This is a genomic window from Noviherbaspirillum sp. ST9, from assembly GCF_048799745.1.
Taxonomy (GTDB): domain Bacteria; phylum Pseudomonadota; class Gammaproteobacteria; order Burkholderiales; family Burkholderiaceae_D; genus Noviherbaspirillum.
Genome location: NZ_JBLWFR010000001.1, coordinates 394,079 through 409,783 on the forward strand (window position 1 = coordinate 394,079; position 15,705 = coordinate 409,783).

General features: G+C 61.9%; 10 protein-coding genes. 6 read left to right on the forward strand and 4 right to left on the reverse strand.

What is annotated here, in order from left to right; genetic code table 11:
- Positions 1-16: 16 nt before the first annotated feature.
- Positions 17-1,162 carry an ABC transporter substrate-binding protein gene (locus tag ACNOHI_RS01915; RefSeq protein WP_420472937.1) on the forward strand — a complete coding sequence of 382 codons (1,146 nt, stop codon included), beginning with the start codon at positions 17-19 and terminating at the stop codon, positions 1,160-1,162.
- A gap of 104 nt (positions 1,163-1,266) precedes the next feature.
- Positions 1,267-5,748: an EAL domain-containing protein gene (locus ACNOHI_RS01920; RefSeq protein WP_420472938.1), complete on the forward strand. Its 4,482-nt coding sequence runs from the start codon at positions 1,267-1,269 to the stop codon at positions 5,746-5,748.
- A 56-nt stretch (positions 5,749-5,804) separates the two neighbouring features.
- Here ACNOHI_RS01920 and ACNOHI_RS01925 read toward each other — a convergent pair whose 3' ends face one another.
- Positions 5,805-6,938 (reverse strand): ABC transporter substrate-binding protein, encoded by a 1,134-nt coding sequence (locus ACNOHI_RS01925; RefSeq protein ID WP_420472939.1) that lies wholly within the window; start codon positions 6,936-6,938, stop codon positions 5,805-5,807.
- A gap of 263 nt (positions 6,939-7,201) precedes the next feature.
- Here ACNOHI_RS01925 and ACNOHI_RS01930 point away from each other — a divergent pair, with 263 nt between their 5' ends.
- A complete protein-coding gene (locus tag ACNOHI_RS01930; RefSeq protein ID WP_420473238.1) occupies positions 7,202-7,858 on the forward strand; it encodes a GNAT family N-acetyltransferase in 657 nt (218 codons plus the stop codon).
- 19 nt (positions 7,859-7,877) lie between these two features.
- On the opposite strand, the gene ACNOHI_RS01935 is transcribed toward ACNOHI_RS01930, so the two are convergent.
- Positions 7,878-8,369: an Lrp/AsnC family transcriptional regulator gene (locus ACNOHI_RS01935; RefSeq protein ID WP_420472940.1), complete on the reverse strand. Its 492-nt coding sequence runs from the start codon at positions 8,367-8,369 to the stop codon at positions 7,878-7,880.
- Between the two features lie 138 nt (positions 8,370-8,507).
- On the opposite strand from ACNOHI_RS01935, the gene hppD reads away from it, so the two are divergent.
- Complete coding sequence (gene hppD / locus ACNOHI_RS01940) at positions 8,508-9,620, forward strand: 4-hydroxyphenylpyruvate dioxygenase (RefSeq protein ID WP_420472941.1); 1,113 nt, start codon at positions 8,508-8,510, stop codon at positions 9,618-9,620.
- A gap of 11 nt (positions 9,621-9,631) precedes the next feature.
- Positions 9,632-10,513 carry a phenylalanine 4-monooxygenase gene (gene phhA / locus ACNOHI_RS01945; RefSeq protein ID WP_420472942.1) on the forward strand — a complete coding sequence of 294 codons (882 nt, stop codon included), beginning with the start codon at positions 9,632-9,634 and terminating at the stop codon, positions 10,511-10,513.
- On the opposite strand, the gene ACNOHI_RS01950 is transcribed toward phhA, so the two are convergent.
- Positions 10,510-10,797 (reverse strand): EF-hand domain-containing protein, encoded by a 288-nt coding sequence (locus tag ACNOHI_RS01950; RefSeq protein ID WP_420472943.1) that lies wholly within the window; start codon positions 10,795-10,797, stop codon positions 10,510-10,512. The two genes, phhA and ACNOHI_RS01950, sit on opposite strands and share 4 nt — an antisense overlap.
- A 101-nt stretch (positions 10,798-10,898) precedes the next feature.
- Positions 10,899-11,816, reverse strand: coding sequence for a LysR family transcriptional regulator (locus tag ACNOHI_RS01955; RefSeq protein WP_420472944.1), 918 nt, complete (start codon positions 11,814-11,816; stop codon positions 10,899-10,901).
- Positions 11,817-12,005: 189 nt separating this feature from the next.
- Here ACNOHI_RS01955 and ACNOHI_RS01960 point away from each other — a divergent pair, with 189 nt between their 5' ends.
- Positions 12,006-15,635, forward strand: a complete 3,630-nt coding sequence (locus ACNOHI_RS01960; RefSeq protein ID WP_420472945.1) for an indolepyruvate ferredoxin oxidoreductase family protein — start codon at positions 12,006-12,008, stop codon at positions 15,633-15,635.
- Positions 15,636-15,705 lie beyond the last annotated feature (70 nt).

The following is a 15,705-nucleotide window of genomic DNA, read 5'->3' on the forward strand; positions in this document are numbered from 1 at the left end:
TGTTCACCGATACTTCATGGCGACGGCAAAAATTCCCAACGACAGACATGGCAGGGCAGGTACGCGCGGCACGCGCGTACTGCTCGGCTTGTGGTCTGCGTTCGCCGTCGGCAGTGCTGTTGCACAAACAGCGCAGGGGGACGTGCCGCTCACCTATCCCGGCCTGACTCATGTGCAGGGACAGGGCCATGGCGCACTTGAATTCCGCGACGACTTGAGCGCTGTCCGCTACGCCTTCAGCACGATCAGCCTTGCCGAGCTTGGCGACGCAACAAAGCGCTTCGACGCGCAGACCGCCGGCGCCCTCGCGGTGGTCTACCCGGACATCGGCGAACCCTACCGCAGCGTCTTTGCGAAAATCATCGAAGGGATCGAGGATGGCGCACGCCTGGCGGTGCACACCTATCCGATCGGCCCGAATCAGGATCCCGCTGAATTGAACGGCGTGCTGAAGAAGAATGGCACCAAGGTCGTCATCGCGCTCGGACGCCAGGGATTGAAGGCCACATCCACCCTCGACAGTGCCATTCCCGTTGTCGTCGGTGGCGTGCTTGCCATTCCGGAAGCGGAAAACCGCAGCCTGACGGGTATCAGCCTGACGCCCGATCCGGCCTTGCTGTTCACGCGCCTGAAAAATCTTATGCCAGCCGTGAAGCGCGTCATCGTCGTCTACAATCCCCAGCACAACGAGTGGCTGGTCAAGATTGCGCGCGAAGCCGCCAGGTCACATGGCCTGGAGCTGGCCACGCATGAGGCACGCGACCTTGCAGCAGCCGCGCGCGCCTATGAAACTGCCTTCGCGTCCGCCGACGGGCGCCGCGATGCGATATGGCTGCCGCAGGATGCGACAACCGTCGAAGAGAACACCATTCTCCCACTGGTGTTGAAGGAATCCTGGAACCGCAACGTCCCGGTGTTTTCCAGCAGCTTCCTGCATGTGAAAAAGGGCGCCTTGTTTGCGCTGTATCCGAACAACCTCGAACTCGGGCGCACGCTTGCGAATTCCGCCCTTGCCGCGGTATCCAGCGATGGCCGCCGCCGCGGCGTGCTACCGCTGCGCGAGGTCCAGACTGCCGTCAACCTGCGCACCGCAAGCCACATTGGCTTGACGATCGGCTATCAGCAGCAGCGCAGCTTCGATTTCATTTTTCCGGAGCCTTAATGTCTAGAGCGAAAAATAAGAAGAACAAGCAATCCGCCGTGGACGCGATCGCTTCACACCGTATGCAACGCGCTCGCGCGCTGGCTCTCGAATTCTGATTTACCATGGTCTTTCGCAATTTCCTCAGTCGCACCGGCTTTCGCCGCCAGCTGACGATCGTCGTCAGCGCCGCCATTCTTGGCCTGGCCCTTTTCTCCTCCCTGATGAACTCCTGGGAAGCAAGTCGCCGGATGGAAGGCTACCTGGTCGAGCAGGGGCAGCGCATTACCGAAAACCTTGCCTTGCAGAGTGTGCTCGCGCTGCTCTACCACTCGCCCGACAATGTACGCGAAGGCGTCAACACCACCCTGGCGTTTCCCGATGTGACCCAGGTTCGGATTACCAACGCCGCACAACAGGTGCTGCTGTCGCAGGTCAAGCCGGGAAGCGACGCCATGCCGATCACGCCTGCGGCCGCCATTCCGGTGACGCGTGCCACGCTCGTGCGGGAAACCGGAAGCGAGTGGCATTTCATGGCGCCGGTATTCGGCGGGCAGGCCGAGAGTTCGCCGTTCGATGTGCTGGAGAGCCAGCGGCAATTGCTCGGTTATGTCCATGTCGTCATCGGCAAGGGGACGCTTAACCGGCTGGTCGCTTCCCTCCTGATCGGCAACCTGGCCATCACGCTGTCTTTCGCAGCGGTGCTGCTCGGTATCATGCGCCTGCTGGCGCGCCATATGATTCGTCCGCTCAATGCCCTGTCCAAGCTGATGGGACGCGCCGAAGCGGGTGAGTCCGGCATGCGTGCCGTGCCGGGCGGGCCGCGTGACATCGTCGAGATGGCCCACGCGTTCAACAAGATGATGGACGTGCTGGAAGAGCGCGAGGCGGAGCTGAAGCAATCGCGCGACGAGGCATTGCGCACGGCGCTGATGAAGACGCAGTTCGCCGCGACCGTCAGCCACGAAGTGCGCACGCCGCTCAATGGCGTGGTCGGCATGCTCGACATGCTCAAGGAAATGCGCTTGACGAAGCGCCAGCAGGAGTGCGTCGACGTCGCCTGGAATTCGTCGCGCGCGCTGATCGAATTGATCAACGACATCCTCGACTTCTCCAAGATGGAAGCCGGCAAGCTGGAATTGGAAGAAATCGAATTCGACCTGCGCCGACTGGTCGAGGAAGTGATCGAGCTGCTGGCCAAGCAGGCGCAGCAGAAGGGGCTGGAGATCGGCTACCTGATCGCTTCCGACGTGCCCGAACGCGTGCGCGGCGACTCGCTGCGGTTGCGGCAGGTGTTGCTGAACCTGATCGGCAACGCGGTGAAGTTCACGGAGCATGGTGAAGTGGCAATCCGTATCTCTTTCTCGCACGCCGCGTCGGCGGACTTTGGATTGCGCTTCGAAATCAGCGATACCGGCATCGGCATGAGCGAGGATGCGGTCAAGCATATCTTCGAATCTTTCGCGCAGGCGGACCGTTCCACCACACGCAAGTACGGTGGCACGGGCCTGGGCCTGGCGATCTGCAAGCAGCTCGTTGCCCTGATGAATGGCGACATCGGCGTCAGCAGCCAGAAGGGAAAGGGCAGCACGTTCTGGTTCTCGGTAGGCTGCAAGCGCGCCGAGCAGTTGCCGGCGACCGCCGACAATCGCGCTCTGCAAGGCGTCCGCGTGCTGGTCGCGGACGGCAGCGAAATCGTCCGTTCCTTCATCGACCAGAACCTCACGCGGACCGGCATGCAGTGCCGCACCGTGCATAACGGGCCTGCCGCCCTCGCGGAGCTTGCACGTGCGGAGGAAATGCGCACGCCTTACGACCTCGTCATCATCGACGTCGACGCGGTAGATGAGCGCGGCACCGATCTCGTTCGCCGCATTCGCGTCGATATGGGCGCTGCGACGCCGCGCATCCTGGTCCTGGATCGCTACGCGTCCCCGATGGGCAGCAGCGCGCTCGGCGCCGATCTCTACCTTGGAAAACCGTTGCGCCTTGATCGTCTCATGGAAGCAGTCCGCCGCCTCTTGCCTGGCGGGCAGGCTCCCGCCGCCGCAAGTTTCGCCGCAACGCAACCGGCCGCGATCCAGTCCACGACGAAGGATTACCGCGTCCTGGTGGCGGAAGACAACCGCACCAACCAGATGGTGGCTGCCGGCATGCTCGCCATGAACGGCTGCGAATGCGAATTTGCTGCCAACGGACGGGAGGCCGTGGAGGCCGCACGCTACGGCCGCTTCGACCTGATCCTGATGGATTGCAGCATGCCCGAGATGGACGGCTACGAGGCCACGGCGCATATCCGCAATTTCGAGGAACCGTTCGGGCGGCGTACACCCATCGTTGCGATGACGGCGAACACCCAGCAGGGCGATGCGGAGAAGTGCCTCGCTGCCGGCATGGATGACTACCTCGCCAAGCCGATCACCCTGGTCGAATTGCGCCACAAGCTCGAACGCTGGCTGGGCCGCGCCGAACCAGCCGGTCGCGCGCTGCTTCCTGCGGTCAGCACGCACGAAGTCGATGGCACTCCACTGGACCATGAAGTGTTCGACAAGCTCCGGGAAATCCTTGGCCCGGCAATGCAGCAGACCGTCGCGCCCTTCCTGGAGGACACGCCCGGTTACCTGAATCTGCTGGAGCAGGCGGTCAAGGACGGCGACACGGACACGGCGCGCGCCATGGCCCATTCGATCAAGGGCAGCAGCGGCAATCTCGGTGCGGGTACGCTCGCCCAGTTGGCGAAGGAAGCCGAGGAACTGGCGATCGAACACCGGGTCGCGGAAATTCAGCCGATGCTCGGCCGCCTGCGGCAGGCCTTCGAGTCGGTGGCGCTGGTGCTTGGCAGCGAGGTATTCATCGAAGACCGCCTGAGTATCCGCCAGGGCGAAGAGATCGCACAGGTGCTCGTCGTCGACGACGACCGCAGCACGCGCAGTTCCCTGCGCCACACCTTGCAGCGCGACGGTTTCCGTGTCGAGGAGGCCGCGGACGGCGCACAGGCCTTGCAGATGCTCAAGCGCATGCAGCCGGATGTGATCCTGATGGACGCCGTGATGCCTGTGATGGATGGGTTCACCGCCTGTGCCCGCGTGCAGGAACTGCCCAATGGCCGGTCGATTCCGGTGCTCATGATTACCGCCCTCGAGGACAATACTTCGGTCGAACGCGCATTTGCCGCCGGGGCGAGCGACTACATTCCCAAGCCCATCCACTTCGCCGTGCTGTCGCAGCGCGTACGCCGCATTATCGAAGCCAACCAGGCAGAGAAGCGCATCCGGCATCTCGCCTACAACGACCTGTTGACCGGCCTGCCGAACCGCGCGCTGTTCATGGACCAGCTTGGCCGGCGCATCGAGCAGGCGCGGGTGGCCGGCGAATCGGTCGCTGTGCTCTTCCTGGACCTCGACCGCTTCAAGAACGTCAACGATACGCTCGGCCATGACGTCGGCGACCGCTTGCTGGTGGCCGTTGCACAGCGCATCCGCCGCAGTGTCCGCAACGCCGATTGCGTGGCCCGCCTCGGTGGCGATGAATTTACTGTTGTGCTCGCCGAAGTGGCAGGGCCGAATGCCGCGGTGACCGCCGCCCAGAATATCTGCCGTGCGCTGGCTACACCGTTCCAGATCGACGGCCACGACATCTTCGTGACGACCAGCGTGGGCATTTCAATGTACCCGCATGACGCGACGGACGTCGGCACGCTGCTCAAGCATGCCGATACCGCGATGTATCGCGCCAAGAAGACCAATAGCGGCTTCCAGTTCTTCGAAGCATCCATGGAGCACTCCATCTCGGAACATGTGCGCATGGAGAACGATTTGCGCCGCGCGATCGAGCGCGACGAGCTGGAAGTGTTCTACCAGCCGCAGGCGCGCGTGGACGACGGCCAAGTCATCGGGGCCGAAGCGCTGGTGCGGTGGCGTCATCCGACACGCGGCATGGTCTCGCCAGCGGAGTTCATTCCGCTGGCGGAGGAAACCGGACTCATCAATTCAGTCGGCGAATGGGTGTTGCGCGCCGCATGCGCGCAGTTGCAGCGATGGATAGAGGCAGGCCTGCCGACGATCCGCATTGCCGTGAACCTGTCGGTAAAGCAGTTGCTGAAGAAGGATTTCGCGGCGACGGTCGAACAGGCCCTGGCCGATACCGGCCTTGCGCCCAGCCTGCTCGAGCTGGAAATTACCGAAAGCACCTTGATGGAAAACGCGCAGGACACGCTGGAGGCGCTGCATCGTCTGCGCAGTCTCGGGGTGCGCCTGTCCATCGACGACTTCGGCACCGGCTATTCATCCCTGTCCTACCTGAAGCGCTTCCCGGTGGACATCATCAAGATCGACCGTTCCTTCGTGCGCGATGTGCCGCACGACGTCGATGATGCTTCCATCGTCACCGGCATCATCGCGCTGGCGCACAGCCTGCGCCTCGAAGTCGTGGCGGAAGGGGTGGAGACGGAATCGCAGCTGCGCTTCCTGGGTGAGCAGGCTTGCGACATGCTGCAGGGCTATTACCTCAGCCAGCCTATCCCGGCAGACCAGTTTGCGCGGGACATCCTGTCCAAGGCAAACCAGCGGTGGGAATCGAGAATGAAGACGCTGCCGGGGATCGAATGAGGCGGAATGAGGCGGGGAGGTCAGGCCGGCCGGCGGCCTGACGAAGGGGAACGGGATTAGCGAACGAAGCGGCCGTTCTTCCCGATCATGGTCAGTTCGACGAACTCGCTTCCGGTGTGGTCGTTGGCGCCGTAGGTCACCATCAGGCCGCCGAAGTCCACGCGCTGCATCGATTCCAGCGCCTTCACGAAGCCGGCGCGCGTCGGCTTCGGACCCGCGCGGCGCAATGCTTCCACCAGTACTTTCGCATTCACGAATCCTTCCATCGCGGCATAGGAAATCGTTGCTTTCGATTCCTTCACTGCCCGGGCGAATTCCTGTCCCAACGGTGTCGACAGCAAGTGCGGCGCTGGCGTGATCTGCGACACAATCACGCCCGAACTCGCCGGGCCAAGGTCGTTGACGAACGCCTGCGAGGAATTGTTCGACATCGTCATGATCTGAATCTGGCTGCCTTGCGCACGGATGGCCTTGATGACCTCGGCGGTGTTCTTGGCGGAACTCACGATGACGAGCGCGGTCGGATCGGCCTTGATTACTTCTGCAGCGGTCGCCTTGTAATCGGGATTCACGCGTGCATACGCCGTGATCGACACCGGCTTGAGCTTGCGCGCTTCCATCGCCTTCTGGAATCCTTCCAATCCGTCCTGGCCGAACGCATCATCCACGTGCAGCAGGCTGATGCGGTGAATACCGATGGTGGTGAAGTGCTCGATCGCTTTGGCGACTTCGTCCTGGTACTTCGCGCGGATGTTGAACAGCAGCCGGTTCACCGGGTTGTGGAAGACGGCGGCACCGGTGCTGGGGGCGAGCAGCGGGACGTTGTGCTGCTCCAGCAAGGGAACGATTGCTTGCGTGTGCGGCGTGCCGCGCCCCTGAAACAGGGCGAACACGTGATCCTTCTTGATCAGCGTTTCAGCGTTGGCCAGGGTCAACGCCGGGTCGAACTTGTCGTCCAGCACCTTCATCACGATCTGGCGGCCGTGCACGCCGCCCTGCTTGTTGACCTGATGGATATAGGCCATCGCCCCTTCATTCATTTCCTTCACCGGACCGGCAACAGTACCCGTCACGCCGACTGTCTGGCCGATGAGGATCGTGCTGTCCGTGACGCCGTCTTCCGCCGATGCTGAAATTGCCGCGCCGGTGAGCAATAATGCAGAAAGGAATTTGCAGGGGGAAACGCGCATCTTGACGTCCTTCGGGGGCTTGGGGAGAGGTCATTGTTGAGCGTTGCCTATAGGACAGCAATTGTGGGTTTTACGTAACAAGCAACAGCGAACTCAGGCGCTTTGCATTGATGTGCGTCAATCGTGTTGAATTTGGCGGCGTGCCTTCCTTGGCCACGCCGCAAATCGCATAAAATGGCATTGTGCGTCGCACAAAAAATCGTGCCCGAGAGGAGTGCGCAATGAAATCAAATGAACTGGGCGGCCTGACGCCTCCTGCTGACATGAACAACGATCAAGCCGATTCGCTCTCCAGCGAGAAGCCGAGCGTGCGCGTGAAGGAGTTGTCCGAACGCGACCGCCGCCGCCTGCTCATGCATTTCCTGGCGCTGGATGACAGCGATCGCCTGTTGCGCTTCGGGATGGTGCTGCCGGACGATCTGATTACGCGCTATGTCCAGACGCTCGACTTTTCACGCGACACGGTATTTGGCGTCTACGACGACAATCTCGCCCTGGTGGGCGTCGGGCACCTCGCCTTCGCACCGCGCGAGGCCAATCCCGTGCTGAGCGATGCGACGCTCAAGGCGCAGATTGCTGAGTTCGGCGTATCGGTGTCGGCGTCGGCGCGTGGCCGGGGGGTAGGATCGAAGCTCTTCGAGCGCGCCGCCATCCATTGCCGCAACGAGGATGTGGACACGCTGTACATGCATTGCCTGTCCTCGAACCAGACCATGATCCATATTGCGAAGAAGGCCGGCATGGAGATCCAGCGTGACTATGGCGAGGCGGATGCCTATCTGAAGCTCACGCCCGCCAACCCGGGAAGCATGCTGGCCGAGGCGGTGGAGGAGCAGTTTGCGTCCTTCGATTACACGCTGAAGGCCAATACGAAAGCCGCGATCAAGTGGTGGCGCAAATTGCCCGGCATGAAGAAGTAAGCCGGCGCGGCGGCGCTCGTCACACCAGCGGCAGTGCCGTCGTATCTTTGATGCGTTGCAGCGCAAAACTCGATTTCACGTCGAGCACGGCGGGATGCTTCAGCAAGGTTTCCATCATGAACTGCGAAAAGTGCTCCATGTCCTCCACATGCACGCGCAGCAGATAATCCATCTCCCCCGTCATCGCATAGCAGGCGACGACTTCCGGCCAGTTTTCCACTGACGCGGCGAAATCGGCGCGCGGCGAGCGAGAGGCTCCCGCCGGAGAGTCGCTGTGTTTTTCCAGTCGCACATTCACGTAGGCCAGCAATCCCAGCCCGATCTTGTCCGGGTCGAGCAGTGCCACGTATTGCCGGATCACGCCGGATTCTTCCAGGTTGCGAATGCGCCGCAGGCAGGGCGAGGGAGAGAGGTTCACTTTCTCCGCCACTTCCTGGTTGGTCAGCCGCCCGTTCGCCTGCAGGATGGAAAGAATCTTCAGGTCGGTTTTGTCCAGGTTGATTTTTGACATGGATCACCAAATTCAAAAAATGTTTAGCAATTTTATTGCCAAAATGGCGATGGTGTGGGCCGATTTCGCAATCTTCTGTCTCCCCCCCTTGACTATACTGTTTTTAGCTTTTTATCAAAATTCTTAGAGGAGACAGGCATGGATTTTCAACCCTGGGACAACCCGATGGGTACCGACGGCTTCGAGTTCATCGAGTATGCCGCACCCGATCCCAAGGCGCTCGGTGCGTTGTTCGAACAGATGGGCTTCACCGCAATTGCCCGCCACCGCCACAAGGACGTGACCCTCTATCGCCAGGGTGAAGTCAACTTCATCATCAACGCCGAACAGGATTCTTTCGCGCAGCGTTTCGCACGCCAGCATGGCCCGTCGATCTGCGCGATTGCGTTTCGCGTGAAGGATGCCGCGTATGCCTACAAGCGCGCCCTGGAACTAGGCGCCTGGGGCTTCGACAACAAGACCGGTCCGATGGAATTGAACATCCCTGCCATCAAGGGCATCGGCGACTCGCTGATCTATTTCGTCGACCGCTGGCGCGGCAAGGAAGGCGAGCAGGGTGCGATCGGCGATATCAGCATTTACGATGTCGATTTCGTCGCCATCCCCGGTGCGGTGGCGAATCCGAAGGGCCATGGCCTGACTTACATCGATCACCTCACCCACAATGTGCACCGTGGCCGCATGAAGGAATGGGCGGAGTTTTACGAGCGCTTCTTCAACTTCCGCGAGATCCGCTACTTCGATATCGAAGGCAAGCTCACCGGCCTGAAGTCCAAGGCGATGACGTCGCCCTGCGGCAAGATCCGCATCCCGATCAACGAGTCGTCCGACGACAAGTCGCAAATCGCTGAATATCTCGACCTTTACCACGGCGAGGGCATCCAGCACATCGCGCTCGGCACCGACGACATCTACTCGACGGTCGCCTCGATGAAGACGAAGGAAGTCGCCTTCCAGGACACCATCGACACCTACTACGATCTGGTCGACAAGCGCCTGCCGGGCCACGGTGAAAAGCTGGACGAACTGCGCCGCCTGCGCATCCTGATCGACGGCAACAGCAATGCGTCGCGGCCGGAACTGCTGCTGCAGATCTTCACCCAGACCGTGATCGGACCGATCTTCTTCGAGATCATTCAGCGCAAGGGCGACCAGGGATTCGGCGAGGGCAACTTCCGGGCGCTGTTCGAATCGATCGAACTCGACCAGATCCGGCGCGGGGTGCTCAAAGACGAGAAAGTCTCCGTGTAAGGAGCGGCATCATGAACACCACTGTCGACCAGGCGGATTTTTTCAAGACGCTGGAAGAGAAGTCGGACGGCGGCAAACTGCGCGGCGATTACAGCTGCTGCGACGAGCGCTATGTCGTCCGCCAGGATAGTTCGGCCTACACGCAGGAGCAGCATGCGCTCTGGCGCAAGCTGTACCAGCGACAGGCGAAACTGGTGCCTGACCGTGCCTGCGAACTGTTCATCGAGAGCCTCGACAAGCTGAACGCAGCGAACGAGATCCCGCGCCTCGACCGTACGACGGAGGCGCTGTACGAGGCCACGGGCTGGGAACTGGTTGCGGTGCCGGGACTGATCCCCGACCTGACCTTCTTCGAGCATCTGGCCGAGCGGCGCTTTCCGGTGACGGTGTGGCTGCGCGATCCGGAAGAGTTCGACTACATCGTCGAGCCGGACATCTTCCATGACTTTTTCGGGCATGTGCCGCTGCTGTTCAATCCGGTCTTTGCGGATCACCTGCAGCAGTTCGGCAAGGGCGGGCTGAAGGCATTGAAGCTGGATGCGCTGACGTATCTTGCGCGCCTCTACTGGTACACGGTGGAATTCGGATTGATCGAGAGTCCGCAGGGGCTGCGTGCCTATGGCGCCGGCATTCTTTCCTCGGGCGCCGAGATCGAATACTGCCTGACGAGTCCGAAGCCACGCCGCATCGCGCTCGATGCCGAACGCATCATGCGCACGCAGTACAAGATCGATTCGTACCAGGAGACGTACTTCGTGATCCGCGACTACGAGCAACTGTTCGACGCCACCGCGCCGGACTTCACGCCGATGTACGAACGCCTGAAGCTGCAGGAATCCCTGCCGGCGAACAGCTTGCTGCCGGGCGAGGTGAATATTCCGCCGAACGCTTAGATCGAAACCCGGGCGCGCACCAGCGTCCGGATTTCTTCGCGCGTCACCTTCCCGTCGTGGTTGACGTCGAGGCGGTCGAAGTGTTCGACGACGCGTGTCAGGTTGGCGGATTGCGCTTCGGAGCGCGTGAGTGCGCCGTCGCCATCCTTGTCCGCGGCCTTGAACTGCTCGCTGAACTTGGATACGGGATTGGACTGCTTTGGTGGCTCGCTGGACGACTGGGCGACAGCCATGCCGCCGCCGAGCAAGGCACCGATGAGCATGGATAGCAGGACGTATTGCATGGCGAACTCCCAACCGCTTTTGTCACGTTTTCACTGTACGTAGCGTGAAGGAGTTTCTCTATGGCATTTACGCTCTGTTACAGATTGAAATAGTGGCAAGCTCAGGGCGTCGCCGCGCCGCAGGCAAGCTTCAGGAAGCGTGCGAACGCTTCGGCCGCCGGCGCTTGTGGGCGCGAGGTCTTGCGGACGATACCGATTTCCATCGGCGGCACGACGTCAGTGATGGGGCGCGCTTCGATCTTTCGTCCATCCAGCGTCCACGGCCGGAATACCAGGTCGGAAAGGATGGCCACGCCAAGCCCGAGTCCCACGAAGGTCCGCACCGCTTCCATGGATTCGGTTTCCAGCAGCAGGTTGGGTTCGAGCCCGCGCTTTTCCCAGTAGCGCTTAGCCGACTCGCCCGCGTCGTCGACCATGATCTGGATGAGGGGATATTGCGCGATTTCCTTCAGCGACACTTCACTCTCCGAGCACAGCGGATGATCGCTCGCGGTCCACAACTGCCGGCGCGATCGGACCAGGGTTTCGCTGGCCAGTCCCTTCGAAGGCCCAACGTTCGAGGTGACCGCGATCGCGACATCAACGTCGCCGTTCTTCACCGCTTCCTCCAGTTCCGTCCGGTGCAGTTCCATGAGCTTGAGCCTGACTCCCGGGTGAGTGCGCTGGAAGCGCGCGAGGTATTGCGGAAGGAAGTAGCCCATCACCGTGTAGGACGCGGCAATGCGGATTTCGCCGGAGACGTCGTAGGTGCGGAATGCCGGCGCACGCACTGCGTCGTTCAGCGCGTTCAGGACGTGCTGCGCATGCTGCACGAAATGGTGGCCTTCCGCGGTGAGCGTGACGCCGTGCGGATGACGGTCGAAAAGCTTCACGCCGAGCAGGCTTTCCAGCGACGCGATGGCATTGGTGATCGCGGTCTGCGACACGTGGACCGCATGCGCGGCAAGAGAGAACTGGCCGGTTTCGGCCGCCGCCAGGAAGTAGCGGAGCTGGCGGGTGGAGATGTCCTGGATAGCCATTCGATTTTCGAATATCTGGTTCATCAAAATTCTATTTTACTCATGGAAGCCGAATTCTTATAGTTATTGTCGAAGCATAAAAACGCCGTGGCCGTCACATGGACACGAAGCGTGAAAATGTTGCCGGTCACGACCTGGCGGGCAACGACAAAAGCCTATTCACAACATGAATCGAGCCTGGAGGAAACAATGAACGCACCCCTCGATCCCGGTCAGCGCCAGCTGCTGGAAAACATTACCCTTGACGACAAATTCACGCTGGAGAGCGGCCGCGCTTTCCTGACCGGCACCCAGGCGCTGATTCGCCTGCCCATGATGCAGCGCCAGCGCGACCTGAAGGCAGGATTGAACACCGCCGGCTACATCACCGGCTACCGCGGTTCTCCGCTCGGCAACGTCGATATGACCGCGATGAAGGCGCGCAAGTATCTCGAAGCGCACCACGTCAAATTCCATCCCGGCATGAACGAAGACCTGGCCGCGACCGCCGTCTGGGGCACGCAGCAGGTCAATCTGTTCCCGGACGCCAAGTACGACGGCGTGTTCTCCATGTGGTACGGCAAGGGTCCGGGCGTGGATCGCTGCGGCGACGTGTTCAAGCACGCCAACATGGCCGGCACGGACAAGAACGGCGGCGTGCTGGTGATCGCCGGCGACGACCACGCAGCAAAATCGTCGACCACCGCGCACCAGAGCGAACACATCCTCAAGGCTTGCGGCATCCCGGTGCTGTATCCGTCTTCCATCCAGGAATATCTCGACTACGGCATCCACGGCTGGGCGCTGTCGCGTTACACCGGGCTGTGGGTGTCGATGAAGTGCGTCACCGACCTCGTGGAATCCGGCGCCACCGTCGACGTCGATCCCTTTCGCGAGCAGATCGTCATCCCCACCGATTTCGAACTGCCGCCCGGCGGCCTCAACATCCGCTATCCCGACGCCGTGCTGGAGCAGGAAGCGCGCATGAACCACTACAAGTGGTACGCCGCGCTCGCCTACGTCCGCGCCAACAAGCTCAACCAGATCATCTGGGACAGCCCGCATGCGCGCATTGGCATCATTACCGCCGGCAAGTCCTACCTCGACACGCGCCAGGCGCTGGCCGACCTCGGCATCGACGAGAATGTGGCACGCGACATCGGCATCCGTCTGTACAAGATCGGCATGACCTGGCCGCTCGAAGCGGAAGGCGTGCAGCAATTCGCGCACGGCCTGGACGAAATCCTCGTGGTCGAGGAAAAGCGCCAGATCCTGGAATACCAGCTGAAGGAAGAGCTGTACAACCTGCCCGACGGCCAGCGTCCGCGCGTGGTCGGCAAGTTTGACGACACCGGCGAATGGAGCGGCAACCATCGCGAAGGCCACGGCAACTGGCTGCTGCCCGCGACGTATGAACTGAACCCGGCGCAGATCGCACGCGCCATCGCCACGCGCATTTCGAAGTACTTCGCCGGCCATCCGGTGGAACAGCGCGTGAAGGAACGCATCGCCTACCTGGAAGCGAAGGAAGCCGTGCTCAAGGTCGGCAGCGCCAAGCCCGACCCGGCCAAGGACCGCATTCCGCACTTCTGCTCCGGCTGCCCGCACAACACCTCGACCAAGGTGCCGGAAGGCAGCCGCGCGCTGGCCGGCATCGGCTGCCACTACATGGTGCTGTGGATGGACCGCCAGACCTCGACCTTCACCCACATGGGTGCGGAAGGCGTGACCTGGGTGGGCCATGCGCCGTTCACCAACGAGCAGCACGTGTTCCAGAACCTCGGCGACGGCACCTACTTCCACTCCGGCCTGCTGGCGATCCGCGCGGCCGTGGCGGCCAAGGTCAACATGACCTACAAGATCCTGTACAACGACGCAGTCGCGATGACAGGCGGCCAGAACGTGGACGGTCCGCTCGATCCGGCGATGATCTCGCGCCAGATCGCTGCGGAAGGTGTGAACCCGATCATCGTCGTGACCGACGATCCGCAGAAGTACCCGGCCGGCATCAACTGGGCGCCCGGCATTACCATCCGTCATCGCGACGAACTCGATGCCGTGCAGAAGGAACTGCGCGAGGTGAAGGGCGTCTCCGCCATCATCTACGACCAGACATGCGCGTCCGAGAAGCGCCGCCGCCGGAAGAAGACCGGCCCGGACGGCAAGCCGCTGTACCCGGACCCGGCCAAGCGCGCTGTCATCAACGAAGCAGTGTGCGAAGGCTGTGGCGATTGCAGCGTGCAATCCAACTGCCTGTCGGTCGAGCCGCTGGATACCGAATTCGGCCGCAAGCGCCAGATCAACCAGTCGACCTGCAACAAGGACTTCTCGTGCGTGAAAGGTTTCTGCCCGAGCTTCGTCACGGTTGAAGGCGGTCAGCTGCGCAAGCCGAAGAAGGCGGCCGTCAACGACGATGCCGGCGCAAAGAAACTGCCGATCCTGCAGGGCAGCAACCTCCCGCATCCGGCGCTGCCTGGTACGGCGCAACCCTTCGGCATCCTGGTGACCGGCGTCGGCGGTACCGGCGTCATCACGATCGGCCAGATCATCGCCATGGCCGCGCACCTGGAAGGCAAGGGCGTGTCCGTGCTCGACATGACCGGTCTCGCGCAGAAGGGCGGCGCGGTGATGTCGCACGTGCGCCTCGCCGACCGTCAGGAGGATATCCATTCGACGCGCGTCGGCACCGGCGCGGCTGACCTCGTGATCGGCTGCGATGAAATCGTGGCGGCCAGCCGCGATGCACTGAGCCGCATGGGCGAAGGACGGACGCACGCCGCGATCAATGCGACCGCATCCCCGACCGCGGCATTCGTGAAAAATCCGAACTGGCAGTTCCCGTCCTCGACGGCGGAAACCGACATCCGCAATGCCTGCGGTACCGGCAACGTGGACTTCATCAACGCCGGCAAGGTAGCCTCCGCGCTCATGGGCGATACCATCGCCACCAACATGTTCATGCTCGGCTATGCATGGCAGAAGGGCTGGGTGCCGTTGTCCGAAGCGGCGCTGAACAAGGCGATCGAGCTCAACGGCGTATCGATCGAGTTCAACAAGCAGGCCTTCGTGTGGGGACGCAATGCCGCGCACGACTGGGCGGCCGTCGAGCGTCTTGCCAAGCTGAACGACGTGCAAGCCCAGGTCATCGAGTTCAAGCGCAGCCCGTCGCTGGGCGACCTCGTCGACACACGCGTCGACTTCCTGACGAAGTACCAGGATGCAAACTACGCCGGCCAGTATCGTGCCTTCATCGACAAGGTGCGCGCTGCCGAGGCCGAGGTGGTTGGCGAGGGCCGCGCGCTGAAGCTGACGGAGGCCGTCGCGCGCTACCTGTTCAAGCTGATGGCCTACAAGGACGAGTACGAGGTCGCGCGCCTGCATGCGGACACCGCATTCAAGGCCAAGATCGATGGCATGTTCGAAGGCGACTACAAGGTCAAGTTCCACCTTGCGCCGCCGCTGTTCGCCAAACGCGATGCGGAAGGCCACCTCATCAAGCAGGAGTTCGGCCCCTGGATGATGAAGGCCTTCGGCATGCTGGCGAAGTTCAAGTTCCTGCGCGGGTCCACGCTCGACATCTTCGGCCACACCGAAGAACGCAAGACCGAGCGCGCGCTGATCCACCAGTACCGCGACACCATCGAGGCGCTGCTGCCGGAACTGACCATGCAGAACCTGCCGAAGGCGGTTGCCATCGCCGGCATTCCGGAAGACATCCGCGGCTTCGGCCATGTGAAGGAACGCAACCTGAAGGCGGCGAAGGAAAAGGAAGCGGCATTGCTGAAGGAGTTCAAGTCTCCCGCGGCGCCGTCGCCTTCCTCACAGCACGCGGCTGCCTGATACGCGGCAATCGTCCCCTGCCGCCGGTCCGGATTTCCCGGGCCGGCGGTTTTTTCATTGACCGGCAATC

Bases quoted from the DNA above. Each gene is read 5' to 3' on its own strand.
- ACNOHI_RS01915 (WP_420472937.1), top strand. From the start codon at position 17: ATGGCGACGGCAAAAATTCCCAACGACAGACATGGCAGGGCAGGTACG.
- ACNOHI_RS01920 (WP_420472938.1), top strand. From the start codon at position 1,267: ATGGTCTTTCGCAATTTCCTCAGTCGCACCGGCTTTCGCCGCCAGCTG.
- ACNOHI_RS01925 (WP_420472939.1), bottom strand. From the start codon at position 6,938: ATGCGCGTTTCCCCCTGCAAATTCCTTTCTGCATTATTGCTCACCGGC.
- ACNOHI_RS01930 (WP_420473238.1), top strand. From the start codon at position 7,202: ATGAACAACGATCAAGCCGATTCGCTCTCCAGCGAGAAGCCGAGCGTG.
- ACNOHI_RS01935 (WP_420472940.1), bottom strand. From the start codon at position 8,369: ATGTCAAAAATCAACCTGGACAAAACCGACCTGAAGATTCTTTCCATC.
- hppD (WP_420472941.1), top strand. From the start codon at position 8,508: ATGGATTTTCAACCCTGGGACAACCCGATGGGTACCGACGGCTTCGAG.
- phhA (WP_420472942.1), top strand. From the start codon at position 9,632: ATGAACACCACTGTCGACCAGGCGGATTTTTTCAAGACGCTGGAAGAG.
- ACNOHI_RS01950 (WP_420472943.1), bottom strand. From the start codon at position 10,797: ATGCAATACGTCCTGCTATCCATGCTCATCGGTGCCTTGCTCGGCGGC.
- ACNOHI_RS01955 (WP_420472944.1), bottom strand. From the start codon at position 11,816: ATGGCTATCCAGGACATCTCCACCCGCCAGCTCCGCTACTTCCTGGCG.
- ACNOHI_RS01960 (WP_420472945.1), top strand. From the start codon at position 12,006: ATGAACGCACCCCTCGATCCCGGTCAGCGCCAGCTGCTGGAAAACATT.